This window comes from Labrys sedimenti (assembly GCF_034424805.1).
GTDB classification, from domain to species: domain Bacteria; phylum Pseudomonadota; class Alphaproteobacteria; order Rhizobiales; family Labraceae; genus Labrys; species Labrys sedimenti.
The window spans coordinates 716,787-741,944 of the sequence record NZ_JAXOUF010000001.1 but is presented as its reverse complement, the minus strand read 5'-3'; the positions used below and the strand labels follow the sequence as shown (position 1 = coordinate 741,944).

Sequence of the window (25,158 nt, the reverse complement as noted above, 5' to 3'; positions counted from 1 at the left end):
CGCGTCTCCACCCCGGTCCGGGGTGGGCACAGCAGCCCTATCCATCTTGTGAGTTTTCCGATGTCCGATCTTCTCAAAGGCCGCCTGGCGCTCGTCACCGGCGCATCGCGCGGCATTGGCCGTGCTACGGCCGTGGCCCTGGCCGAGGCGGGCGCGCATGTCATCGCCGTGGCCCGCACCGTCGGTGCGCTCGAGGATCTCGACGATGAAATCCGCCAGAAGGGCGGTGCTGCGACCCTGGTTCCTCTCGACATCAAGGATGGCGACGGTATCGATCGGCTCGGCTACACGCTGTTCGAGCGCTATGGCAAGCTCGACATCCTGATCGGCAATGCCGGGGCGCTCGGCGCGATCTCCCCCCTTGGCCATATCGAGCCCAAGGATTGGGACAATGTGTTTGCGGTGAACGTCACGGCCAATTGGCGCCTGATCCGCTCCTTCGATCCCCTGCTTCGTAAATCCGATGCCGGACGCGCCATCTTCATCACGTCGGGCGCGGCCTGGAAGTCGACGGCCTATTGGGGGCTCTATGCGTCCACCAAGGCGGCCCTCAACTCCATGGTGGCGACCTATGCCGCCGAGACGGTAAATTCACCGATCCGGGCCAACCTCTTTTCGCCCGGCCCCGTCCGCACCCATATGCGCGCGGCCGCAATGCCGGGTGAAGACGCCGACACCCTGCCGCATCCCTCCAGCATCGCGCCCTCGATCCTCAAGCTCGCGAGTCCGGATCTTACCGAGACCGGGCAGGTCTACGAGATGCGCCAGGAACGCTTCCTCAGCTTCAGGGCGCCGGAATAGTTCCAGGGGTGGTCCATGCGAATTGCCTTAGTGGCCAGGGACAACTCACTCGCCAAGGCTTGGGCCGATGCGTTTAAGGGCACGATTGAAGTGGAGGTCCATCGAGGATCGATCCTTGACGTCGAATATGATGCCATTGTCAGCCCGGCAAACAGCTTCGGCTTCATGGATGGCGGTATCGATCTCGTGTACTCTCGCCATTTTGGCTGGCAGGTTCAGGATCGGCTGCGAAGTGCGATTGTCCAACGACATCATGGGGAACTACTCGTCGGGCAAGCCGAGATTGTTGAGACTGGTGTCTCGATCCCTGCCTATCTGATCGCCGCACCGACGATGCGGGTGCCAATGGCTTTAGGCAAAGATTCCATCAATCCTTACCTTGCAACACGCGCTGTCCTTCTGCTGGCCCGTTACGGTCACTTTCCATCGGGCCCGCTCACTGGGATACCATTGTCGGCGCACCTGAAGGCCATTGCCTTTCCTGGGATGGGAACGGGCGTTGGTCGGGTGCCTGCTGAGATCTGCGCTCGCCAGATGCGCGCAGCTTATGACGAGGTCATGAGTATGAAACGTGCTATGCCCCAAAGCTGGGCGGAAGCGAGCGAGAAGCATCAATTGCTCTATACGGATCAGCCCGTTCGCCTCCAGTGAAATTGTCTGGCTACTTCTTCCTGTCGAAGGGGTTCTTCGGCGAACGCAGGCTGAGCCGGATAGGCACGCCGGGCATGTCGAACGTCTCGCGCAGGCCATTGACCAGATAGCGCTGGAAGCTGTCGGGCAGAGCATCGAGCTGGTTACCGAAGATGGCGAAATGCGGCGGGCGGGTCTTCACCTGCGTCATGTAGCGGATCTTGATACGGCGACCCGACACGGCCGGCGGCGGATGATGTTCGAGCACGCCCCCGAGCCAGCGGTTGAGGCGCGCTGTCGGCACACGACGGTTCCACGTCGTGAAGGCACGGAAAGCGGCCTCCATCAAGCGGTCGAGGCCCTGTTCCGACAAGCCGGAAAGAGTGACCACCGGCGCGCCGCGCAATTGCGGCAGCAGGCGCTCGAACATTTCGCGGGCGCTGGCGAGCGCCTTGTGGCGATCCTCGACCAGATCCCATTTGTTGAGGCCGATGACGACCGCCCTGCCTTCGCGCTCCACGAGATCGGCGATCTGCAGATCCTGCTTCTCGAAAGGCGTGGCGCTGTCGAGCAGCAGCACGACCACTTCCGCGAAACGGACCGCCCGCAGCCCATCCGAAACGGACAGCTTTTCGAGCTTGTCCTCGATGCGGGCCTTCTTGCGCATACCGGCGGTATCGAACAGCTTGATGCGTTTGTCACGCCAGGTCCAGTCCACCGAAATGGTGTCGCGGGTGATGCCGGCCTCGGGTCCGGTCAGCATGCGGTCCTGGCCGATCAGGGCGTTGACGAGGGTCGACTTGCCGGCATTAGGCCGGCCGATGATGGCGATGCGCAACGGGCGGGCCACGCCCGCACCGAGATCGATCGCCTCTTCCTCGCCTTCCTCGCCGCTGACGACCGCATCGGTCTCCGCGACCTCCTCCTCGGGCTCATAGCCCGTGGCCGGCGCGATTTCGACGATCGCCTCGGCAAGATCCGCCATGCCCTCGCCATGCTCGGCCGAGATCGGCACGGGATCGCCGAGCCCGAGCGCGTAGGCTTCATAAGCGCCCTGGAAGCCGGTGCGGCTCTCGGTCTTGTTGGCGACCGCAATGACGGGCTTGCCGGACCGCCGTGCCACTTCCGCGAAATGTTCGTCTGCCGGGGTGACGCCGACACGGGCATCGAACATGAACAGGATCAGGTCACATTCGGCGATGGCGGCTTCCGTCTGGGCACGCATGCGCCCGGCGAGCGAGGCATCGTCGGCAACCTCGAGGCCGGCGGTGTCGATCACCTTGAAATGGAGACTGCCGAGCCTGGCGTCGCCCTCGCGCCGGTCACGCGTCACGCCCGGGCGATCGTCGACGATGGCGAGCTTGCGACCGACCAGACGATTGAACAGGGTCGACTTGCCGACATTGGGCCGGCCGACGATGGCGATGGAAACAGCCATGGTCAGGCCTTGGCAGGCTGGTCGGAGGCGATGAGCTGCAGCATCAGCTCGGCCCGCTGACGCAGCGCCGGCGGTACATCCTTGTCGGTGATCACGGCCTGATACCATTTGGAGGCATTGGCAAGATCCTTGGCTTTCCACGCCGCAAGGCCGAGAACCTCACGTGCGGAATGACGCCAGGGCTCCCCCGCCGCGGTCAGGGGCTCGATCTTGCCGGCGAGATCCGCATAGGAGGCGGTGTCGATCATGAGATAGCCGCCGCGCACCTTGGCGAGGCTCTGCAGCACAGGACCGAGCGAGGAATCGGCGGCCAGCGCCTCATAGGCCTTGATGCCATCCTCGACCTTGTCGTTGGCAGTCTCTGCCGCCAGGCGGAAACGGGCAAGGGTCTGATAGCCGGCGCTGCCGTCCTTCATCAGCGCACCGAGGGCAGCCGCAGCCTCCTTGGTCTTGCCGCTTTGGGCCAGCGAAATCGCTTCCTGGAAACGCGCGCCGGTGGCTTCGGCCTGCTGCTTCAGGTAATGCTGATAGGCGACGTAACCCGACACGCCGATGACCACGGCGAGAGCGGCGCCAAGAACGTAATTGCCATATTTCGCCCAGAGCTTCTGCGCCTTTTCACGGCGCATGTCCTCGCTGACTTCCTGGAAGATATCGGTCATAGACCCGGCTCGTATCCTCTAGAGCATGGCGCGCTGTAGCAAGAACGCCCTTTGCCCTGACTCTTTGGTTGGACGCGTCCTTGCGATTCGAGGTTTTTCCACCCAACCGCAGGACGCCTTGGTTCGCGCTGGCGCGAGATGTGTTTTCGGCGTAGAGGAGCGGCCCCTTGCCGTCAAGCAAACAGCGCTTCCGGTCGTCCAAACCGAGATTAAATCTCGGTATTCCAGCGGTTTTCATCGCCGCAGGGCTCGCAACGCGCTGCCGGCGAGAATGGCCAGTACCAAGAGCACTGCCAATAGCCACAGCCAGTTCGCCTTGAGATAGGCCAGCGCCGTGGCGCGAAGGTCGGGCGAGGTGGGAGTTATCAGGCTCGTGACCGGTCGCACTTCCAGCTTTCCCCTCACCACGTCCTGATAACGATTGCCGGCAGTGAATTGCAGGCCCGCGAGGAAGGATTGGGCGATCGGCACATAGGACGACACCTCGGCGGCGGGCGAGACCAGGGTGAGCTCGAAATAGCCCTCGTTGCCCAGTGCATAGCCGTGGATGTTGGCCGTGCCCTCATCGGCTTCCCCACCCTTTTCGGGGCTGATTGCGCCCCAGATCAGTGTATGCTGCGCCTCGTCGTAATGGGGCCTGACCAGCCAATCGCGAACCTCAAGCCGGGGCTCGCCCCGTTTTTCACGGGCGGCATTGCCTTCCTCCGTGTTTGCCTTGAGGCGCGCCAGAAGATCATCTGCGTTCCAGCCGGGGGCCTCGGCATCGTCGATGCGCACACCGGAGCGATAATGAATGAAGACGACCCAATTCTGCTCGCCGGTCGGCACCAGCATGCCGAGAACACTGGGATCGCTCGGATAGTCCGAGGCGGAAGCCCAGGCCTCCGCTTCCGGCTGGCGTACGAAACCGGTGCCTTGCGGGAGCTTCAGTGTTGCCCGATTGTCCAGAGGAGCCATGGCTGGCCCTGGCAGCAGCGCCTTCTGCATCGCCTCGACAGCCTGTTGCAGGACCTGTGCCTTGCGGATTCCGTCGACCTCCTGCGCCAGCCCGTGGCCGGGCAGCAGGAAGGCCATAGCCGCGATGGCAAGCAGATACCTGGCGAACATGGGCAGTCTCCATTCGACGATGATGCCCTATAGCGCCAAATCCTTTGCAGTCCATGTCACGGCCGGAAATTTCCTCGATGGCGCGATGGGATGTCGTTGCGATGTCACCTGGGCTGAACTAGAAGATTGAAAAGGGAGAGCCGCAGCGCGGCTTCGAAATTGGAATGACTACTAAGCCCCGCCGCTTCGACAATGCGAGAGCGGCCGTAGCGGCGATCACGCAGCTCTATGACGCGAACACCGCGCGCCTGCGGGAGGCCTTCACGGCCTTCACCCGTGGCAAGGATTTCGATCACCGCATTCGCGCCTACTACCCCTATGTCAGTGTCAACACGGACAGCTTGCCCACGCTCGATGCTCGTACGCCATTCGGATTCGTGGCCGATACCGGCACCTATGCAACGACGCTGACTCGGCCGGACATCTTCAGCCGCTATCTGGAGGAACAGATCGCGCTGCTGCTGCGCAACACGGGTGTGGATGTCGAAGTGGGCGAGAGCTCCACGCCGATCCCGATCCATTTTGCGCTCGGCGAAGACTTCCACGCCGAAAGCGGCCTCGATTATGGGCGTCTCGCCCTGCTGCCGCAGATCTTCGACGTGCCCGATCTCACCATCATGGACGATCGTATCGCCAACGGCATCGATGTGCGCTCGGCCGACGGTGCCAAGCCGCTAGCGCTGTTCACCGCGCCGCGCATCGACCTCTCGCTGATGCGCCTGAAGCACTATACCGGCACCTCGGCGCGGCATTTCCAGAATTTCGTGATCTTCACCAACTACCAGTTTTACATCGATGAATTCGTGCGGCTGGCACAGACCATCCTGGCCAAGGGTGAAGGGGGCTCGCTAGGGTCCGGCTACACGGCCTTTGTCGAGCCGGGCAATGTCGTCACCGAGCTTGGGGGCGAAACCCAGCAGCTCGACGTGACCGGCCACCATCCGCCGCGCCTGCCGCAAATGCCGGCCTATCATCTCAAGCGCGCTGATGATTCAGGCATCACCATGATCAATATCGGCGTCGGCCCTTCCAACGCCAAGAACATTTCCGACCATGTCGCGGTGCTCAGGCCGCATGCCTGGCTGATGCTCGGGCATTGCGCGGGCCTGCGCAATTCGCAGATGCTGGGCGACTATGTGCTCGCCCATGCTTATCTGCGCCAGGACCAGGTGCTGGATGCCGATCTGCCACGCGAGGTGCCTGTGCCGGCCCTCGCCGAGATCCAGATTGCGATCGAGCGCGCTGTCGGAAGGGTCACGGGGTTGACCGGTTATGACCTCAAGCGGGTGATGCGGACGGGAACCGTTGCCACCGTCGACGACCGCAACTGGGAACTGCGTCCCTCGACGGTGCAGAACCTGCCCTTCATCCAGAGCCGTGCTATCGCCCTCGATATGGAATCGAGCACCATCGCGGCCAATGGCTTCCGTTTCCGCGTGCCCTATGGCACGCTTCTGTGCGTTTCCGACAAGCCGCTGCATGGCCAGCTGAAATTGCCGGGCATGGCGGATTCCTTCTATCGCGAACGGGTCTCCCAACATCTCGCCGTCGGCCTGGAGACCATGGCGCTGCTGCGCGAGACGGACAAGCGCCAACTGCACTCCCGCAAGCTGCGCAGCTTCAACGAGGTCGCCTTCCAATGATGGTTTGCGTCTGCGCCCTTCCGACGAGAGGGCGCAGACGAGTGTCCGGCCCGGGCTATTTCTTCTTCATGCCATAGGTATGCTCGGCCGCCGGGAAGCTGCGGTCGCGCACGGCTTCGGCGTAGCCCTGCACGGCTTCCCGGATCTGGTCGCCGAGCGAGCCGAAGCGCTTGACGAATTTCGGTACCCGGTCGGACAGGCCCAGCATGTCCTCCAGCACCAGCACCTGTCCGTCACAGGCCGGCGAGGCGCCGATGCCGATGGTCGGGATAGGTATGCTGGCGGAGATCTTGGCGGCGAGCGGCTCGGCGAGCGCTTCGAGCACCACGGCGAAGGCCCCTGCTTCGGCGACCAGCTGGGCATCGCGCTCGATCGGGGCCCAATCGGCTTCTTCACGCCCCTGGGCCCTGAAGGAACCGAGTGCCATGATCGATTGCGGCGTCAGACCGACATGGGCCATCACCGGCACGCCGCGCTCGGTGAGGAAGCGAATGGTGTCGGCCATGCGTTCGCCGCCTTCGAGCTTGATGGCGCCGCAACGGGTTTCCTTCAGGATTCGTGCCGCGTTATGGAAGGCCTGCTGCGGCGATTCCTCGTAGGAGCCGAACGGCATGTCGACCACCACCAGAGCATGCGAGGAGCCGCGCATCACCGCCCTGCCCTGCAGGATCATCATCTCCAGCGTCACCGGCAGCGTGGTTTCCATGCCATGCATGACCATGCCCAGGCTGTCGCCGACCAGGATGCAGTCGACGAAGGGGTCGATGATGCGCGTGGTGTGGGTGTGATAGGAGGTGAGAACCACGATCGGTTCTCCTCCCTTGCGCAGGCGTATCTGCGGCGCAGTGACTCGCTGGGACTGATTTTGAACGGACACGAAATTCCTCCTGGACGTCCAAGGACCGGTGCTGATGTCACAGGCCGGCTGCGACGCCCTAATCATGGGCCGGAAGGATTCGATGCTCCTCCCGACGAAGAACGCTGGCGGTCACCCCAAACAACCTCGGCCCGACACCGCCTAGCCGGGGGACGACACAGCAATCCTCGAAAAGCGTCATGGCGTAAAGCGCCAGGCCCGAATATTCCCGTCCCTTGCCTTCTCTTGTTGTCGCACTGCAGCATCGTAGCATCCCCAAACAGGCTTTGCTCGGCTCTAGTGGGGCGCCTTAACCATATTCGTGAACTTTTCAGGGCACTGCATCGACCCCGGCTGCATCTTCGTTAACAAATGGTTAAAGAATTTGTTTGCGCAGGCACTCCTCCGGACGCTATCTTTTCCGCTCTCGCGGCTGGATGGCCTTTTTCACGTCACAGTGGGTGCCCGTGTAGCGTTTGGGTGGGAACGATATGGCTGAACCCCTGAAGAAAGACGAGGCTCTCGCGGCCGCTGTTCGCGAAGCATTTCAGCGCCATATGGAAAATGCGCGCTTGGCTGCGGAGGCTTTGAAAGAAAAGCACGCTGCGGCTACGGCGCAGCGTGCTGCTTCCTCGCCTGCTCGTGATCCGCGACTGATCGTGCCCAAGCCGGCCAATGAAGCCGGTGCGGCGGGGACAAAGGCGGTCGCCGAGACGAACGAAGCCAAGCCGGCGCGAGACGAGCCGACGCAAGGCAAGTCGAGCGAATCGAGGCCGGCCGAGCTCAAACCTTCTTCCCCTTCCCTCGATCACCTGGTTGCGCTGGCGTTGCCGCCGAAGGAGCCTGCGTCCCGCCCCGCCGAGGCCCCGCTCCCCGAAGCCGAAGCGAAGCTCGTACCGACCCTCGAGGCTCCGTCTTCACCTGCTGCCGTGCAGGCAGATCCCGCGCCGGCAGTGGAGGACAGTGCGGACGACAATGGCTTCGATTTCGGTGAGGCACTCTTCATAGAGATCGCGCCCGAAGCGGAAAAGAAGCCGCAGGTCGAACCGCCGAAGATGCCGCGTGCGGCGTCGCTGGACACGCCTGCTCCCGCCCCCGAGCAGCCAAGCTCCGAGGCCGAGCAAGCCTTCGAATTCCGTGGTCCGCCTTCGCGCGAACGGCCGCGGATGTCGACGGTAAGCACGACGGCTGAACCGCCGCAGGATCTGGACTTGAGAAATGGTGGCAGTTCACTGGCAGCATATGCCGATGCTGCAGCGACGCCCGTTGCTCCTCCGGTCAAGGAAGAGAAACCGGTCATGCCTCAACTGGCACCGGCGCGGAAACCCACGCGCTTCGGTGTCAATCCGGCGGCCAATGCCAACGATACGCGCGTTTCCCGGCGCAACTGGGCAAAGATCAAGATTCCACCGGCCCTGATCGCTTCCGCATTGCTCGCGGCCGGCATCGCAGCAGTCGGAGCGTATTTCTGGGCCAATCCGGGCAAGCTGCAATCCTTGGGCAGCATGGTCGCGCCGCCCGCCTCGACGCAGCCGGAAACCAAGGTCGCCGCGGCACCTGCTCCAGCTCCTTCTCCCGCGCCGGCACCGAGCGTCACTTCTCCGGCCTCGGCACCCGCCCCTGCCCCGTCGAGTGCGACGCGTAGCGTCAGCACCATCGCCATTACCGTGGACGAGGTCGATCAGGCCGTGCAGTCGGCCCGTGAGTTATTGGCCAGCGGTGACGTGATCGGGGCGAGGGAAGCCCTGGAATCCTATCGAAGCGGCTCCGATCCACGTGCCTTGTTCGCCCTGGCCGAGACCTATGATCCGGCCATCGTCAAGGACGCCTCCCAGGCGAATGCGGCACAGGCAAAGGCTTTCTACGAAGCTGCTGCCAAGGCGGGCTCCCAGGATACGGCCGAGCGCCTTGCCCGTCTCGCTTTGGTCCATGCGAACTGACCTGACATCCCAAAAGCACAACGCGCCTTGGCGTAAATAATTACAACGCCGGATCCGATTTCGAGATCGGATCCGGCGCTGTCGCAACGGCTGTGGCGCGCGTCATGCCTTTCGCTGAGTCAGGCGCCTGTGAAGGTGTCGACCAGCAGCTTGATATCCAAGACCAGGATGACGCCCGCGATCACCCAGGAGAGCATCGTCAGCCAGATCGGCGTGACGAAGGCGCCCATCTTGCGCTTGTCCGAGACGAAGCGAACCAGCGGGATGATCGCGAAGGGCAGTTGCATCGACAGGATCACCTGGCTGAGCACCAGCAGCTTGTTGGTGCCCTGATCGCCGTAGAGGGCGGTGACGGCGACCACCGGCACGATGGCGATGCCGCGCGTGATCAACCGGCGCGCCCAATCGGGAATGCGCAGGTGGAGGAACCCTTCCATCACGATCTGACCGGCGAGCGTGGCGGTTACCGTCGAGTTGACGCCCGAGGCCAGCAGGGCAACCGCAAGCAGCGTGGAGGCGATGCCGACACCGAGCATCGGCGACAGCAATTGATAGGCCTGCTCGATCTCCTCGACATCGGTCCGGCCATTCTGATGGAACACGGTTGCTGCCGTGATCAGGATTGCCGCGTTCACGAAGAGAGCCAGCATCAGCGCGATGGTGCTGTCGGTCACGGCCCAGCGGATGGCCGAGCGCTTGCCCTCCTCCGTGCGCTCATAGGCGCGGGTCTGCACGATCGATGAATGCAAATAGAGGTTGTGCGGCATCACGGTGGCACCGATGATGCCGATGGCGATGTAGAGAGCCTCGGGATTGGTGACGACCTTGGCCTGCGGCAGGAACCCGCCGACGATATCGTGGATTGCGGGGGCGGCCAGGATGATCTGGATGATGAAGCAGCCGAAGATCACGATCAAAAGGCCGATCACGAAGGCTTCCAGCGTCCTGAAGCCACGCTGCATCAGCATCAGCACCAGGAAGACGTCGACCGCCGTGATGATGGCGCCATAGACCAGGGGGATGCCGAACAGGAGATTGAGGGCGATGGCCGTGCCGATGACCTCGGCGAGGTCGCAGGCGATGATCGCCAACTCGCAGGCGAACCAGAGCATGAGGTTCACCGGGCGGGAATAGTGGTCACGGCAAGCCTGGGCGAGATCGCGCCCCGTGACGATGCCGAGCCGCGCCGCCAGAGCCTGCAGCACGATGGCCATCAGGTTCGACAGCAGGATCACGCTCAGCAGCGTATAGCCGAATTTCGAGCCGCCAGCGATGTCGGTTGCCCAATTGCCCGGGTCCATGTAGCCGACGGACACCATGTAGCCCGGACCGAGAAAGGCCAGGAACCGGCGCACCCACAAACCCGTTTTCGGCACGGGAATGCTGGCATTCATCGTCCCCAGACTTGGCCGCCGTTCTTCGTCGGGAGCCACACGCCAGCCCCCCTGCTCGGCCGAGGCCGCTCCCGCACCATCCGCACTCATACCCTTCTCCACCACGATATTCCGCATCACTCCATGTCGATGAATATAGCATATGCTATACTCTAAAGATTGGTCAATGGATAAACGCCAAGGCTGTATTTTATCGCCGCCATTGATAAGGCCACGCGGATCGGGCATACCCGCAGTTGCAATGTTGCAAACCGAGTTGGTGGCGACCGTTTGTTGCCTTGGGATGCACACCGGAATCAGCTTAGGAGAGCCGGCATGAAACGTTCCGCTGCGCTTTCACCCCCCGAACCCGGCCTGGTCGACGCCGTCGTCCATGTCGAGAGTTTCCGCCAGGCGCGCGAAGCACGCCGCCTCGAACTGATCGAGGACTATGTCGAACTGATCGCCGACCTGATCAGCGACGGCGGCGAAGCTAGGCAGGTCGATATCGCCGCCCGTCTCGGCGTGGCCCAGCCAACCGTCGCCAAAATGCTCAAACGGCTGGCGGACGAAGGTTTCGTGGCCCAGCGCCCCTATCGCGGCGTGTTTCTCACCGAAGCGGGCCAGGCGCTCGCCGAGGCCAGCCGTGAGCGCCACCATATCGTCGAGGCTTTCCTGCTGGCGCTTGGAATCGACGCGGATACTGCCCGGCGGGATGCCGAGGGCATCGAACACCATGTCAGCAAGGCTACCCTCGACGCCTTTTCGCGCTTCGTCACAACCAAGGCTTAGGGACGATCGTCAGCCGTTTCTTCGCGTTTTTGCCGGGGGGAAATTCCTGTTCCTCGACGATTTCGGCCGGCACGAATGGCGTCGTCGGTCGATCGGCAGCGGCCTCGAGCCGGGTCAGACTGGCTGTCGCAGCTGGGTCGGCGCCGAATATAAGCCGCTACGGAGCATGCTAAGAAAAAGGGGAAACTGCTTGTCCGCGCGCGTTCAAGTGCTGTCTTGCACGAAGGAGGCGCAACGCAATCGGAACGAACCGGCGAGCCACGTTGATCGATTCTTTCGTTTTAGCTGTGTCTCCGGCACGATTTTTGCTCGTTTCCAACGCAGAGGTGGTTTATGGACCGCCTGAAAAACCTGTCGACCGAGAACCCAGATGGATGCACCCTTGCCGGAGCCTGGACCTGACGACCGTATCGTCGAGCTCGAACGTTTCTGCCGCGACAAGCTCGATAGCGCCCGCGCCAAACTGGTTGACGAGCCGCGCTACAACCCGGTGGCCCAACTGGCCTTCGAATTGTCGCGTGAGCTCGAAGCCGGGCGCCTGACGCGGGAGGATTTCGAGGCCCTGGCGCTACGCCTCAGCCAGGAGACCTTCGCTGCACGCGCCAAAGCCTTGCGGGACTATGTCGGTCCGCTCGATATGGCAAGCAACCGCAAGAGCCTGCGCCGTGTTGCCGAACATTTGCTCGCAACCGGGCGCCGTGGCGTTTCCAGTGTCTCCCCATTGGCGCGCACCCAGCTCTGCATCGTCTTCACCGGGCATCCCACCTTCCTGCTTTCCAGCGCCAATCGGGCGCGTCTGGCGCAGATGGCCGGCGGTGGCGAGGCCTCGCTGCCTGATGCATTGATGGCACCGGACAACCCGATCACCCTGCAGGTCGAGCATGAGGCGGCGATGGTCGCCCTCGATGCCGCCAAGACGGCGATCGGTGAATTTGCACGTGTCTTCGCCGAAGTCCTGCGCGAGCGGCGGTCGCTGGAATGGCGCGCCGTCACGGTCGGCTATGCCGGTCTGGGCACCTGGATCGGCTATGATCTCGATGGACGCACCGATATTCGCTGGATCGATTCCTTCCGTTTTCGCCTCGCGGAAAAGCAGCACCAGATCGATCGCTATCTCGGCGAGGTCGTGCGCATTGCCGACCAGGTCGGGCCGGATTCGCAGACCGCACAGCGTCTCGAAGAACTGACCGCGCGGATCGAGCGTACGCGCGCCTGGAACGCCGACATTCTCGAAGCCTTCAACCAATCGCCTCTCGATCGCCCCGCACTCCGGCAGGCGGCCGATCTCCTCACCGCCCGCCATGCGGATGCGGCTACCAGCGTTCGGCCCTACATCGCCCTGATCGACATCGCGATCGCCGATGCTCCGCCCGAGATCGCGCTCGACCTCGTTGCGCTGCGCAGCGAGATGCTGACCCTCGGCTTTGGGGTCGGCGAAGTGCATATGCGCATCAATGCCACGCAATTGCACAATGCCATGCGCCAGCATCTCGACATCGATTCGGAGGAGAACATCACCTCCCGCTCGATGCTGGAACGCCTGGCAACATTCATTCGCGAGGCCCAGCCGGTCTCCGTCAATTTCGGCTCGCTCGATATCGAGCAGAAGACGGCGCTGCGCCAATTCGTGCTGGCGGCACAGATCCTCAAACATGTCGACCGGGATTCGAGCATCCGTCTGCTCATCGCCGAATGCGAGGCCCCGGCGACGGTGATGGCCGCGGTCTATTTTGCCCGCTTGTTCGGTGTTGAAGACAAGCTCGACGTTTCGCCCCTGTTCGAGACGCCGACGGCGCTGGAAGGCGCGTCGCGATTCTTCGACGTGCTGTTCGGTATCGAGGAATATCGTCAGGCGGTACGCCGGCGGGGCCGGCTAGCGATCCAGACCGGTTTTTCGGATTCGGGCCGCTTCATGGGCCAGGTTACCGCGGCACTGGCGATCGAACGTCTGCATGGGCAATTGGCCAGAGCCTGCGAGCGCCACCGGCTGACGGATGTCGAAGTCCTGATCTTCGACACGCATGGCGAATCGGCCGGTCGTGGCGCCCATCCGGGAAGTTTCGAAGACCGAGCCTTCTATGTGATGAGCCCCTGGGCGCGTCGCGAGTTCGAAAGCCGGGGCATTGCCCTCAAGCATGAGATCAGCTTTCAGGGGGGCGATGGCTTCGTCTATTTCGAAACGCCCGAACTTGCCCTCGCCACGCTGACGCGCATGCTGGAGGCCGAAGTGGCCTGGCGGGAAATGCCGGCCAGCGACGATCCCTTCTATTCCAACACCACCTTCTCCTTCGACTTCTTCCGCAGGCTTGCCTCTTTTCATAGCAAACTGCTCGATGATCATGCTTATCACCGGGCACTCGGTTCTTTTGCCCAGGGCCTGCTGAACGAAACCGGTTCGCGCAAGTCGCGGCGTCAGTTCGACGTTTCCGGGGGCGAGGTACACCAGGTCCGGCGCATCAGGGCCATTCCTCACAATGCCATCCTGCAGCAACTCGGCCACCCCGCCACGGTGATCGCCGGCTTCGGCACGGCGCTGCGCGGCGATGAGGATCGCTTCATCGACACCTTCGCCAAATCGGACCGGCTGCGTCGCCTGACTTCGCATGTCGTGCATATGAAGCGGCGCTCCAGCATCAAGGCACTGGCCGCCTTCTCGACCCTGTTCGACCGTTCCTTCTGGTCGACGCGCCCCTATGCTGGAGCCGAGCCGCATTTGGCCGAGCCCTGCCTGTTCATCACCCAATTGCTGGAGGATGACGACCGGGCCGCCTCGATCAACGAATTGGCTGTGAGACTACGGCTCGATGCCATTGCACTGCATCGCCTGCTCGACCTTGCCGGGCAGGACCTGGGCAAATCGATCTCGGAAAACCGGGAGAGGCTCGACATGCTGCAGGCGGTACGCCTTGCCCTGCTCCAGCACATATTGCTGATGGCAGCGCGGGTGCCGAAATTCTCCACGCGCAACGATGTCTCGCGCGAGGACATCATGGAATTGATCTTCAGCCTGCGCATTACCGAAGCGGTGGCGCTGCTGCGCGATGCCTATCCGGTGAACGGGCTGACCATGGAAGGCTATAGTCTCGCCGAGACTTTCAGCTATCCGGGCGACGCCCCCTCGAACTATGCGGCGCTCACGCGCAATCTCATCGATCCGATCGAAAGAACCTATCGGACGATCCTTGCCATCGGCGCCGCCATTGCGCTCGAGTTCGGGGCTCACGGCTAAAGTTGAGAATGATGGCGATTCCGTCGCATCGCGATTTTCTCGCTTGCAAGGAAAAGGGCCGGCCATCGCTGGCCGGCCCCTTTCTCTGTCGGCCTGGCAATCAGGCCGGCAACTTTTCGTTCTCGTAGCCGGCCTCGGCGATCGCCGCGCGCAATTTCGCCTCGTCGGCGGCGCTTGCCACTTTGACGGTCTGCGTCCCGAGGTCGATTTCGACGCCAGCGCCGGGATCGATCGCCTTCAGCGCTCCCGTAATCGTCTTGGCGCAATGGCCGCAGCTCATTTCTGGTATTTTCAACGTGATCATGCGAGGTCTCCAATCGATGAAGACCTTGTAGGGCTTGCCATCATTGTAAGGTCAAGCGCCTTTTTGGACGCTCCCCTTTGCCCAAGCAGTCAGGCATCCAGCACAACCGAAGAGAACCAAAGATCGGGATAGACGGCGATCGCGCTCTCATCCGGAACCTTCGCAGTAGTAAGCCAAAGCGAGCGTATGGCCGAGACTTCACGAGAGGAGCGCGGCGCACGAATCGTTCGGATTTCGCGCGACGCCCCGGTGCAGGGAATGAACCAGGACGACATCAGGGGCCTGACGGCGAAGCCGGCGCCGCTGGCATCCACCCGCAGGGCAAGGCCGATCTCCTCGCGCGGTCTCCAGGGAAAGATCAGGCGACCGCCGGGCTGCAGTGCGGCAAGCCAGGCAAGCGGTGGGGCGACCACGCCGGCATTGACATAGATGAGGTCGGAGGGCGGCAAGGCGATGCGCGTGGCATCGGCACGAATCACGCTCACGCCTTCGAAAGGCTTGAGGTTGCGCCTTGCCTGCTCGGCGAGATCCTCCTCGATCTCGAATGCCGTTACGTGTCCGCCAGGCAATGTCAGCACCGACAATATGGCGGTGTAATACCCCAGACCCGCCCCGATATGGCTGACCCTCTCTCCTGCCCTGGGAGCCACCGCGCCCAGCCATGCCGCGTGCAAGGACGGCTCGCCCGTATTGATCTGCTTGTCCGCCTTCAAGGCAACCAGGCGATTCCTGTAGAGGTGGATCGGATCGGCATCCGGTGTCTCGACATAACCGCCATGATGGGTCATCAGCCAGGGGCCGGGCGGCAGGAAGGCTTCGCGCGGCACGAGTTCGAACGCCCTCTCGATGCGCGGGTCCCCCGATCCGCTTTCCTTCAGCATCGACCTGGCAAAATCACGACGTGCCTGCTCCAGCGCGGCTCTCTCGCTGGCCATGATGTCCCTACCTGCTCTGATCCCGTTGCAAAATCTAACATTCTTTGTGCAGATGGGCTTGCAGATAGTGCGGGTTTGATCCCGGATCGGGACAACCAGCCGTTTCATCGACAATGTCAGGAAAATCAGTGGTGAGCTCGGTGGGATTCGAACCCACGACCCCATGATTAAAAGTCACGTGCTCTACCGACTGAGCTACGAGCTCTCACCAGGCAGGACCTTGCCCTGCAATTGCGGTGTCTCTAAGCGTCATGAGCGGATGGGTCAAGCTGCCATTGCAGCGTGCCATGCAAAAATGGCGCGTCATCCCCTCGTCATGCTCATGAAGTGATGAATACATGCGCTTGCGACAGCTGAAAACGGTGCTAAGCACGTAACGGACGATAAGCTGCCGGGGGCGGCAAAAGGAGATCAGCCAATGCAATTGGGAATCATCGGCCTGGGCCGCATGGGCGGCAACATTGCCCGCCGCCTGATGAAGAACGGCCACACCACCGTCGTCTATGACCGTGCTCCTCCGGCGGTCCAGGCTCTGGTGGCCGAAGGCTCGGTTGGTGCGAGTGATCTTGCCGATCTCGTCTCGAAGCTGACGCCGCCGCGTGCGGTTTGGGTCATGCTGCCCGCGGGCGCCATTACGCAGGGCACCATCGACCAGCTTTCGCGCCTGATGTCTCCGGGCGACGTGATCATCGACGGCGGCAACACCAATTGGAAGGACGACGTCCGCCGCGGCAAGGAACTGGCCGCCAAGGGGCTCGATTATATCGATGTCGGCACCTCCGGTGGTGTCTGGGGCCTGGATCGCGGCTATTGCATGATGATCGGCGGCAAGACCGAAACGGTCACCCGCCTCGATCCGATCTTCGCCACGCTGGCGCCGGGCATCGGCAATGTGCCGCGCACACCGGGGCGCGACAAGCACGATCCGCGCGCCGAACAAGGTTATATCCATGCCGGCCCCTGCGGCGCCGGACATTTCGTCAAGATGATCCACAACGGCATCGAGTACGGCCTGATGCAGGCCTATGCGGAAGGTTTCGACATCCTGCGCTCCGCTGCCAACGAAGGCCGGGCCGAAGGCGAGAAATTCGATTTCAACATGGCCGATATCGCCGAAGTCTGGCGTCGCGGCAGCGTCGTCACGTCGTGGCTGCTCGACCTGACGGCGAGCGCGCTCGCCGCCGACGAGGAATTGAGCGAATATTCCGGTTTCGTGGAAGATTCCGGCGAAGGACGCTGGACGATCGAGGCGGCCATCGACCAGGCCGTACCGGCCGAAGTCCTCACCGCCGCTCTCTACACCCGCTTCCGCTCCCGCCAGGAGCACACCTATGCGGAGAAGATCCTCTCCGCCATGCGTAAGGGGTTCGGCGGTCACGTCGAACCGAAGAATTCCGCGCCCAAGGCTTGAGTTATGAATGCCCACCACATCAACAAGGGCGGCGCCGCCGGCCCTTGCTGCTTCGTCGTCTTCGGCGCCAATGGCGACCTGACCAAGCGCCTGCTCGTCCCCGCCCTCTATAATCTTGCGGCCACCGGCCTGCTGCCGGAAAACTTCGCCATTATCGGCGTGGTGCGCCGGCCCATGGCGGACGATGTCTTCCGCCAGTCCCTGGTGGATGGCCTCAAGCAGTTCGCCACCCGCCCGGTCGACCAGGCCGTCGCCGACAAACTCTTCGCCTGCGTCACCAGCGTGGTCGCCGAAGTCGAGAACCCAGACAGTTTCCGGGATCTCGCCCGGCACTTGGAAAAGGTCGAGAGCGCGCGAAACACCGGCGGCAACCGCCTCTTCTACCTGGCGACGCCGCCATCGGGCTTCGCGCCGATCACCCGGCTCCTGCAGGAGGTCGGCCTCAGCCAGGAAGTGGAAGGCGGGCCCTGGCGGCGCGTTATCGTCGAAAAGCCGTTCGGCACCGATCTTGCTTCGGCCCAGGCCCTCAACCGGCAGCTCTTGAGCGTGCTGAGCGAAGACCAGATCTATCGGATGGATCACTATCTGGGCAAGGAGACGGTCCAGAACATCATGATCCTGCGCTTCGCCAATGGCCTGTTCGAGCCGATCTGGAATCGCGATCATATCGACCATGTCCAGATCAGCGTGGCCGAGACCGTCACGGTCGAGCGCCGCGGCGCCTTCTACGACGCCACCGGTGCCCTGCGCGACATGGTGCCCAACCATCTGTGCCAGCTCCTGTCACTGGTCGCCATGGAGCCGCCGGCCCGCTACTCGGCCAATTCGGTGCGTTCGGAGAAGGCGGAGGCCCTGGCGGCAATCACGCAATACACGCCCGAACAGGCGATCCTGAACTCGGTGCGGGCGCAATACGGCCCCGGCATCATCAGGGATACCCCGATCACGGCCTATCGTGCCTCGCAGGACGTCAATCCCAAGAGCGTCACGCCGACCTTTACCGCGATCAAATTCGCCATCGACAATTGGCGCTGGGCGGGGGTGCCCTTCTATCTGCGCACCGGCAAGGCTCTCGCCAAGCGCAAGACCGAGGTGGCGATCCGCTTCAAGGATGCGCCGATCGCCATGTTCCGCGACACCGCCTTGTCCGGCATGGGCCCCAACACGCTGGTGCTCGACATTCAGCCGGAGGAAGGCATCACGCTGCACTTCAACGCCAAGGTGCCGGGGCCCAAGATCGACCTGGCCGGTGTCGGCATGGACTTCAAATACAAGGACTATTTCGAGGCGGCCGCGAGCACCGGCTATGAAACGCTGATCTATGACTGCATGATCGGTGACGCCATGCTGTTCCAGCGCGCCGATGGGGTCGAGGCCGGCTGGGCGGCGGTACAGCCCTTCCTCGATGCCTGGGCCAATGCAGGCGATCGAGGGCTCGCCACCTATGCGGCCGGTTCCGAAGGCCCGGCGGCAGCAGAGGTCATGCTTGCCCGCGACGGACGCAGCTGGCGGCCGATCGCATGAGCAGCGAGCGTATCATCGATGTCTCGGACAATGCCGACGCCCTGGCCGACCGTGCGGCCGACTGGTTCGTCGCCGAACTCAAGGTGCGGCCGGGGCCGATTGCCGTGGCGCTATCCGGGGGCTCGACGCCCAAGCGCCTCTATGAGCGCCTGGCTCGCGATCCCTGGCGTTCCGTCCTGCCCTTCGAGCGCATTCATTGGTTCTGGGGCGATGAGCGCATCGTGCCTGCCGACGATGCCAGGCGCAACACGCTGATGGCGAAGGCGGCCCTGCTCGATCATGTCCCGGTGCCCGAGCAGAACATCCATGAGATTGCTGCCGCACCCGTCTCGCCCGAGGCGGCAGCGCAGGACTATGAGCAGGCACTCAAGGCTTATTATGGCGCCGAGGTGCTCGATCCGGATCGGCCGCTCTTCGATATCATGCTGCTCGGCGTCGGATCCGACGGGCATACAGCTTCCCTCTTTCCGGGCAAGCCAGCCCTGGCGGTAAGGGACCGCTGGGTCGTTCACTCCGATCCGGGCCTGGATCCCTTCGTGCCGCGGGTCACCCTGACCTTCCCTGCCATTGCCTCCAGCCGGGCTGTCGCCTTCCTCGCGGCCGGGGCCGACAAGCGGGAGACGCTCTCAAAGGTCTTCGGGGGAGCCGATCTGCCGTCGGCCCATGTCGAGGCCGCCGGTCCGATTCACTGGTTCCTGGACAAGGCAGCCGTGCCTGGTTGACCTGCTGGCAGTTTCGCTGTCTTGGCGAAGGGCGTGGCTTTTGGGGGAATGATGGCGGGACGAGTAAGCGTAGCCGCGCTGGTCGCGATGCTGGCGACGGGCCTCGCCGGGCAGGCTTCGGCGGAGATGTTCCCGATCTATCGGTCGGACGACTATTGCCTGGATACCGTCGGCCGTCCGCCGAAGGTGACGTTGGACAGCCCGGACATGGTCGCCTGCTTCAACCGGGAGGCGACGGCCTATGTCGAGTTGAACGATATCTGGGCCAAGGTGCCGGATGCCATTCAGAGCGCCTGCTATGCCGAAGGCCGGACCAGGATCGAAACGGGAGCCGGCTCCTATGCCAGGCATCTGGCCTGTACACAGCGCGAGATTGCCGATCGGTCTCGCCCCAGCACCGGCGTGCCGGTGACCGACTGCGACCGCCTCGCTTCGCGCGGCGGAAGCGATCCGCTCTCCCTCGCTCCGGGGTTTGCCATGGGCGACATCGATCACGCCAAGGCGATTCCGGCTTGTGAGCAGGCCCTGGCCGGGCAGCCGAAGGAAGGACGGTTCGCCTACATGCTCGGGCGGTCCCTGGAAGGGGCCGGACAGTATGAGAAGGCACGCCAATCCTATCTCCAGGCCATCGATCTCGGTGAGAAACGAGCGTTCCTCAACCTGGGCAACCTCTCCGAGGAAGGCCATGGCGCGGAGCCGGATCTTGCGGCGGCCGTGGCATGGTACAGGAAGGGCGCCGATGCGGGCGAAAGCGGCTGCGAGAACAACCTTGCCGGGCTCTATCTTAGGGGAGACGGCGTCGAACAGAGCGCTGAGCAAGCCCTGGCTCTCTATCGCCAAGCCTTCGAGCATGGCGACGGCGAAGCGGCCTATAATCTAGGGGTCATGTACGAACAAGGTAACGGCGTCGAAGCGGATACTGCCGCTGCCGTCGACTACTATCGCAAGGCTGCAGCCGCCGGCAGTGCCAACGGGCAATATGAACTCGCTCGGCGCTATGCCAAGGGAGATGGGGTCGAGAAGAACGCGGCTCTTGCCGTGGTCTGGTACACCAAGGCAGCGCAACAGGGCCTGGGCTCGGCTCAGATGGATCTCGGCTATGCCTATGACGAGGGGCTGGGTCTGTCCCCCGAACCGGCTGAAGCAGCCAGATGGTACGTCAAAGCCGCAGACAATGGATATAACGCGGCGCGGCACAACCTGGCGTTGTTCTACGCCGAAGGCAAGGGCGTCCCCAAGGATCCCGCCAAGGCGGTTTCGCTGTATCGACAGGCTGCCGAGGATGGCTATATCCCTTCCCAGACCAATCTTGCCGTGCAACTTGCCGCTGGTACCGGTGCGCCCAAGGACGAAGTCGAGGCGTTGAAATGGTTCAGGCTGGCGGCCGGGCAGGACGAACCGGTTGCCCAGTTCAATCTCGGCGTTTTCTATGAAAACGGGCGCGGGATCCGCGCTAGCAAGAAGGACGCCATCGCCTGGTATCGCAAGGCCGCCGCCCAGGGGCATGAGAAAGCCAAGGTGGCTCTCGACCGGCTCATCGGCAAGAAAACTCGCAAGAAGGCATAGGAAATACCATGATCTCCTCTCCCCATCTGGTTTCCACCGCTTGGCTGGCCGCGCATCTTGGCGACGAGAATCTGGCGATCGTCGATGGTTCCTGGCATCTGCCGGCGACCAATCGCAATGGTCATGCGGAATATCTGGCTGCTCATATTCCCGGCGCCGTCTTTTTCGATATCGACAAGGTCGTGGATGCGAGCAGCAGGTTGCCCCATATGTTGCCCAGCCCCGAGGTTTTCTCTGCAGCCGTCGGTGCTCTCGGCATCACCGAGAACAAGCATATCGTCGTCTATGACGGGGCCGGCCTGTTCTCGGCGCCACGGGTGTGGTGGACCTTCCGGATCTTCGGCGCCTCCAGGGTCTCCGTCCTCGATGGTGGCTTTCCGCTTTGGCAGGCCGAGAACCGTCCGGTCGAGAGCGGTGAGATGCAGCCGGTGCCGGCTCGCTTCACCGCGCGTTTCGATGGTAGCCAGGTGAAGAGCGCCGAGCAGGTCCAGGCTGCCTTGGCGCAAGGCAGTGCGGAAATCGTGGATGCCCGGCCGGCGGAGCGCTTCCGCGGGGACGCGCCGGAACCGCGGCCGGGCGTACGCCCGGGGCACATGCCGGGTGCCCGTAACCTTCCCTATGCCGCTGTTGTCGAAAATGGCCGCCTGGCCTCCCCGCAGACAATCACGGAGGCGATGGCAGCGGCTGGCATCGATACCCAAAAACCGCTGGTGACGAGCTGTGGCTCGGGCGTGTCGGCTGCCATTCTGGCCCTGGCCTTCGATGCCGTCGGCAAGCCGGTCGAGGGTATTTATGACGGATCCTGGGCCGAATGGGGCGCCCGGCCGGATCTGCCTTTGGCAACGGGCGATTGAAACGCTTCGCTCTACGACGGCGAAAATCGCTTCATCTGCGCAAAAATAAAGCTCGCACAAGGATATGTGCGAGCTTTTTGATTCTTTGGTTGACTGGCGATCCGGCCTATTGTCCCGCCATCGAAGCGGTGACGGGCGGGGTCGGCACCAGAACTGCAGGCCCATGAGCCGGTGTCGCTGCAAAGGCCTGAGCCGTCGGCTGCACGGCCATAGCCGGTTCCATCGATGCGTCGGGCGCCTTGGCCTTCGCCAGATTCACCTGACCGACGGAGCCGGTCGGCACCTTGCCCAGGACACCGTCCGAACTGCGCGGGCGCGAGGGTGGCAGCGGCGTGAACGCCATATTGGTCAAGCCAGCCACTTCGGTGGTGGCCACCGGCGGATCCATCGGATCGGCCTGGGCAATGACCGGCGGCACCATCACCGGCTTGATCTCGGGGGCTGCAAGGCTGGAAGGTCTCGCTTCGGTTGCCGAAGCCACCTGCGTTACGGCCTTGACCGGCAGGATCGGTGTCACCGTCGGTCGGGTCGGCGGCGCTGCGTCGGCGACCATGGTGTTCGGGAGGCCGGCAGGCAGCGGCGCCGGCGTGCCGTCGGTCCGCAAGGTCGCCAACAACATCTTGTTGTCGGAGCCGGATTCAGGAGCGCGGCCGACATACTCGACCTTTACCCGCCCGACGCCGGAACCCTTGAATTGCAGCAAGTCAGCGGCCCGGCTCGACAGGTCAATCAAGCGGCCATGTACATAGGGGCCGCGATCGTTCACGCGAACGACGATCGAGGTGCCGTTGGTCAGATTGGTGACGCGGGCATAGCTCGGCAGCGGCATGGTCTTGTGCGCGGCCGAAAGCCCCGTCATGTCGAAGCGTTCGCCGACAGCCGTCTTACGGCCGTTGAAGCCCGGGCCGTACCAGGACGCCAGACCGACGGCGGTGTATTTGGAATCATGGCTTGCCGGCACATAGCGCTTGCCACCGATGGCATAGGGCTTGTCCGTACCGTTCTTGCTGCGAACGGGCGGGGTGGCCACACGCATGCCTGCGGGCGGAGGTACCATGGTCGTGCTGGCAGCGGCCGCAACCTGCGTGGTGGCAGGCTTGGGGGCGTAGGCCTGGTTGGGTGCGGCGCAGCTTGCCAACGCGGCACAGCCGACAAGGGCAACGGTCGCCTTGACGACTGCCCCGGATACCCAGGAAGGAGATGAAGTGTCGGAAATACGCAACTCGACGCGATTTGGAACAGTCGAGAGGTTTTCCGCCATCTCAGAATCCTTCTTATGGAGCGAAGAGGCGCCGTGGTCTGCGAGCGGCCATGGCGTGTTCAGCACGACATGGCGGGGCGCAGTACGAACGCAACCTGCTGTTTCATTTCGAAGCACGAAGCCGTTCTGCACTTCGTGTCCGGTTATGGATTTCCCCCGATTTCCGCCATAAAGACGCCCTGACATTGCGTCTGAATTGCGGCAGGGTTTCCAAACCGTAAACAGCCGATAGCGCAAGATCAGACAAATTGAAAGCCCCCGAACGGGCCCATGCGGCACCAGGACACCGGCCCACTCGCCGTAGCGGTCATGGTGAGGTCAATATTTCCTGAACAAAATCAGTAGGAAAAGGGCGGTTAACCAGTACGGTCGAGCACTGTTCGATTGCCGGCAAAAAAGTTCACTTCACACAACTTTACAGAGCAGAACCACCCCCGCAAACACGGTCCTGCCATAGTCGCCGGGCCAGTTTGAGGCAGGCCGGATGACGGAAAGGAATCGAGGGATGGCGCTCGACAGCAAACAGGTACTCCCGGATCGCTCGCGCAATGCCGTCGACTTGGCTATGTGCTTGGCATGTTGGTGATTCCTGCCCTAGGGTCACTGGAACACACCTTTTCGAAGGCCCCATCGTGAAGTTTTCTCGTCGTCAGATGCGTACTTCAGCAACGGCAGTCGGTATGTTGACCGGGCTTGCGGCAATGCTGGCCGGTTGCGCCGATGTTCGCCCGCTCAATCTCGCGATCGCCGTGCCGAGCGCTTACGACCAGGCTGCGAAGGCGAAGCCGGCCGGGCCATTGCGTACGGATTGGTGGCGCAGCTTCGGCTCCCCCGAACTGACGGCGCTGGTCGCTCAGGCGCAGACGGGCAATCTCGACATCGCGACCGCCATCGCCAATATCGAACAGGCCCAGGCGGGCATCACCATTGCACGGGCCCCCTTGTTTCCCCAGATCGATGGCGACATCTCGGCCCAGCGGGCCCGTGCCGCCTCGTCGACGGGGCGTGTCGGGCGTGGGCGCGCAACCTATGGCCTGTCGGCGAGTGCCAGCTACGAGATCGATTTCTGGGGCAAGAACAGCCAGGCCCTGGCCAGTGCCAGGTCGAGCGAGGCTGCAAGCCGCTTCGATCGCGACACGGTGGAGCTGACGGCGATCGCCAATGTGGCGGATGCCTATTTCTCCATCCTCGGCGCTCAGGACAGGCTGCGCATTGCGCGCGAAAACGTCGCAAGTGCCAGCCGGATCATGACGCTGATCAACAACCAGCTCAAAGCCGGGACGGCGACGTCGCTGCAGGTCGCCCAGCAGCAGAGTCTGCTCGACCAGCAGCGTGCCAGCATCCCACCGCTCGAACTGTCGGTGACGCAGAACAAGGCGGCCGTCGCCCTGCTGGTCGGCAAGCCCCCTGCCCTGGTGGACATTAAAGGCGGCGGCTTGGGACGTTTGCGCGTACCGGTCGTCGCGGCAGGACTTCCCTCGCAATTGCTGACGCGCCGGCCCGATATCGCGGCCGCCGAAGCCAGTCTGATGGCATCCCATCAGGACGCCTTGTCGGCGAGAGCCGCCCAATTCCCCTCGATTTCCCTAACCGGGCAAGGCGGCGTGCAGAGCGCCGCGCTCAAGAGCCTGTTCGACCCGGCGTCCGGTTTCTATTCGATCGCAGCGGGCCTGACGCAGCCCATCTTCGATGGCGGGACCCTGCGCGGCAATGTCGAAAGAGCCAATGGCGTGCAGAGCGCCCAGGTCGCCGCCTATCGCAAGACGGTGGTGCAAGCCTTCGTCGATGTCGAGAACGCCTTGGCGGCCGTGCGCCTATATGCCCGCCAGGAAGCGCTGCAGCAGGCCGTGGTGGTGAGTTCGCGCAAGGCCTACGCCATCTCGGAGCAGCAGTTGCGCGAAGGCACCGTCGATCTGGTGACGGTGCTGCAGACCGAGCAAACCCTCTTCAACGCCCAGGACACGCTGGTGCAGGTGAAGCTGCTGCGTCTGCAGGCGCTGATCAGCCTGCATCAGGCCTTGGGCGGCGGCTGGACCATGTCCGCCGCGCAAACGCCGCAAAACTAGGGCGTGTCGTGGTGATGCGAAATCCTGCTCGCGCCCGTTCTCGA

Annotated in this window: 20 protein-coding genes and 1 tRNA gene; 12 read left to right on the top strand and 9 right to left on the bottom strand. The window is 63.1% G+C overall.

The window, feature by feature from the left end:
- Positions 1 to 60: 60 nt before the first annotated feature.
- On the top strand, positions 61 to 801 hold the full coding sequence (locus tag U1R88_RS03470) for an SDR family NAD(P)-dependent oxidoreductase (protein WP_322429982.1): 741 nt from the start codon (positions 61 to 63) through the stop codon (positions 799 to 801).
- Between the two features lie 15 nt (positions 802 to 816).
- Positions 817 to 1,452, top strand: a complete 636-nt coding sequence (locus U1R88_RS03465) for a macro domain-containing protein (RefSeq protein WP_322429981.1) — start codon at positions 817 to 819, stop codon at positions 1,450 to 1,452.
- 10 nt (positions 1,453 to 1,462) lie between these two features.
- On the opposite strand, the gene der is transcribed toward U1R88_RS03465, so the two are convergent.
- The 3 genes from der to U1R88_RS03450 form a co-directional block, all read right to left on the bottom strand.
- Complete coding sequence (gene der / locus U1R88_RS03460; protein ID WP_322429980.1) at positions 1,463 to 2,869, bottom strand: ribosome biogenesis GTPase Der; 1,407 nt, start codon at positions 2,867 to 2,869, stop codon at positions 1,463 to 1,465.
- A gap of 2 nt (positions 2,870 to 2,871) precedes the next feature.
- Positions 2,872 to 3,531, bottom strand: coding sequence for a tetratricopeptide repeat protein (locus U1R88_RS03455; RefSeq protein ID WP_322429979.1), 660 nt, complete (start codon positions 3,529 to 3,531; stop codon positions 2,872 to 2,874).
- 234 nt (positions 3,532 to 3,765) lie between these two features.
- Positions 3,766 to 4,638: a DUF2167 domain-containing protein gene (locus tag U1R88_RS03450; RefSeq protein WP_322429978.1), complete on the bottom strand. Its 873-nt coding sequence runs from the start codon at positions 4,636 to 4,638 to the stop codon at positions 3,766 to 3,768.
- Between the two features lie 164 nt (positions 4,639 to 4,802).
- Here U1R88_RS03450 and U1R88_RS03445 point away from each other — a divergent pair, with 164 nt between their 5' ends.
- Positions 4,803 to 6,281: an AMP nucleosidase gene (locus U1R88_RS03445; RefSeq protein ID WP_068295109.1), complete on the top strand. Its 1,479-nt coding sequence runs from the start codon at positions 4,803 to 4,805 to the stop codon at positions 6,279 to 6,281.
- Between the two features lie 55 nt (positions 6,282 to 6,336).
- On the opposite strand, the gene panB is transcribed toward U1R88_RS03445, so the two are convergent.
- On the bottom strand, positions 6,337 to 7,158 hold the full coding sequence (panB, locus tag U1R88_RS03440) for a 3-methyl-2-oxobutanoate hydroxymethyltransferase (RefSeq protein WP_322429977.1): 822 nt from the start codon (positions 7,156 to 7,158) through the stop codon (positions 6,337 to 6,339).
- A gap of 470 nt (positions 7,159 to 7,628) precedes the next feature.
- Between panB and U1R88_RS03435 the strand changes: the two genes are divergently transcribed.
- Positions 7,629 to 9,077, top strand: a complete 1,449-nt coding sequence (locus tag U1R88_RS03435; protein ID WP_322429976.1) for a hypothetical protein — start codon at positions 7,629 to 7,631, stop codon at positions 9,075 to 9,077.
- 119 nt (positions 9,078 to 9,196) lie between these two features.
- Here U1R88_RS03435 and U1R88_RS03430 read toward each other — a convergent pair whose 3' ends face one another.
- Positions 9,197 to 10,561 (bottom strand): Nramp family divalent metal transporter, encoded by a 1,365-nt coding sequence (locus tag U1R88_RS03430; RefSeq protein ID WP_068295410.1) that lies wholly within the window; start codon positions 10,559 to 10,561, stop codon positions 9,197 to 9,199.
- 225 nt (positions 10,562 to 10,786) lie between these two features.
- Between U1R88_RS03430 and mntR the strand changes: the two genes are divergently transcribed.
- Entirely contained in the window at positions 10,787 to 11,242 is a 456-nt protein-coding gene (gene mntR / locus U1R88_RS03425; protein WP_322429975.1) for a manganese-binding transcriptional regulator MntR, read from the top strand.
- A 370-nt stretch (positions 11,243 to 11,612) separates the two neighbouring features.
- Entirely contained in the window at positions 11,613 to 14,471 is a 2,859-nt protein-coding gene (locus tag U1R88_RS03420) for a phosphoenolpyruvate carboxylase (RefSeq protein WP_322429974.1), read from the top strand.
- Between the two features lie 100 nt (positions 14,472 to 14,571).
- Here U1R88_RS03420 and U1R88_RS03415 read toward each other — a convergent pair whose 3' ends face one another.
- From U1R88_RS03415 to U1R88_RS03405, 3 genes are all read right to left on the bottom strand, one after another.
- Positions 14,572 to 14,775 carry a heavy-metal-associated domain-containing protein gene (locus U1R88_RS03415; protein WP_068295128.1) on the bottom strand — a complete coding sequence of 68 codons (204 nt, stop codon included), beginning with the start codon at positions 14,773 to 14,775 and terminating at the stop codon, positions 14,572 to 14,574.
- 89 nt (positions 14,776 to 14,864) lie between these two features.
- On the bottom strand, positions 14,865 to 15,710 hold the full coding sequence (locus U1R88_RS03410; protein WP_322429973.1) for a protein-L-isoaspartate O-methyltransferase family protein: 846 nt from the start codon (positions 15,708 to 15,710) through the stop codon (positions 14,865 to 14,867).
- A gap of 129 nt (positions 15,711 to 15,839) precedes the next feature.
- A tRNA-Lys gene (locus U1R88_RS03405) sits at positions 15,840 to 15,915 on the bottom strand.
- Positions 15,916 to 16,128: 213 nt separating this feature from the next.
- Between U1R88_RS03405 and gnd the strand changes: the two genes are divergently transcribed.
- The 5 genes from gnd to sseA are packed head-to-tail and all read left to right on the top strand — an operon-like array spanning position 16,129 to position 21,787.
- Positions 16,129 to 17,121: a phosphogluconate dehydrogenase (NAD(+)-dependent, decarboxylating) gene (gene gnd / locus U1R88_RS03400; protein ID WP_068295306.1), complete on the top strand. Its 993-nt coding sequence runs from the start codon at positions 16,129 to 16,131 to the stop codon at positions 17,119 to 17,121.
- Between the two features lie 3 nt (positions 17,122 to 17,124).
- A complete protein-coding gene (zwf, locus tag U1R88_RS03395) occupies positions 17,125 to 18,645 on the top strand; it encodes a glucose-6-phosphate dehydrogenase (RefSeq protein ID WP_322429972.1) in 1,521 nt (506 codons plus the stop codon).
- On the top strand, positions 18,642 to 19,367 hold the full coding sequence (gene pgl / locus U1R88_RS03390) for a 6-phosphogluconolactonase (protein ID WP_322429971.1): 726 nt from the start codon (positions 18,642 to 18,644) through the stop codon (positions 19,365 to 19,367). The genes zwf and pgl overlap by 4 nt, the downstream gene beginning before the upstream one ends.
- A gap of 33 nt (positions 19,368 to 19,400) precedes the next feature.
- Complete coding sequence (locus U1R88_RS03385; protein WP_322429970.1) at positions 19,401 to 20,933, top strand: tetratricopeptide repeat protein; 1,533 nt, start codon at positions 19,401 to 19,403, stop codon at positions 20,931 to 20,933.
- 8 nt (positions 20,934 to 20,941) lie between these two features.
- A complete protein-coding gene (gene sseA / locus U1R88_RS03380; protein ID WP_322429969.1) occupies positions 20,942 to 21,787 on the top strand; it encodes a 3-mercaptopyruvate sulfurtransferase in 846 nt (281 codons plus the stop codon).
- 106 nt (positions 21,788 to 21,893) lie between these two features.
- On the opposite strand, the gene U1R88_RS03375 is transcribed toward sseA, so the two are convergent.
- Positions 21,894 to 23,048, bottom strand: a complete 1,155-nt coding sequence (locus U1R88_RS03375; RefSeq protein ID WP_322429968.1) for a septal ring lytic transglycosylase RlpA family protein — start codon at positions 23,046 to 23,048, stop codon at positions 21,894 to 21,896.
- A gap of 680 nt (positions 23,049 to 23,728) precedes the next feature.
- Here U1R88_RS03375 and U1R88_RS03370 point away from each other — a divergent pair.
- Entirely contained in the window at positions 23,729 to 25,114 is a 1,386-nt protein-coding gene (locus U1R88_RS03370) for an efflux transporter outer membrane subunit (protein ID WP_322429967.1), read from the top strand.
- The last annotated feature ends 44 nt before the right edge of the window (positions 25,115 to 25,158 follow it).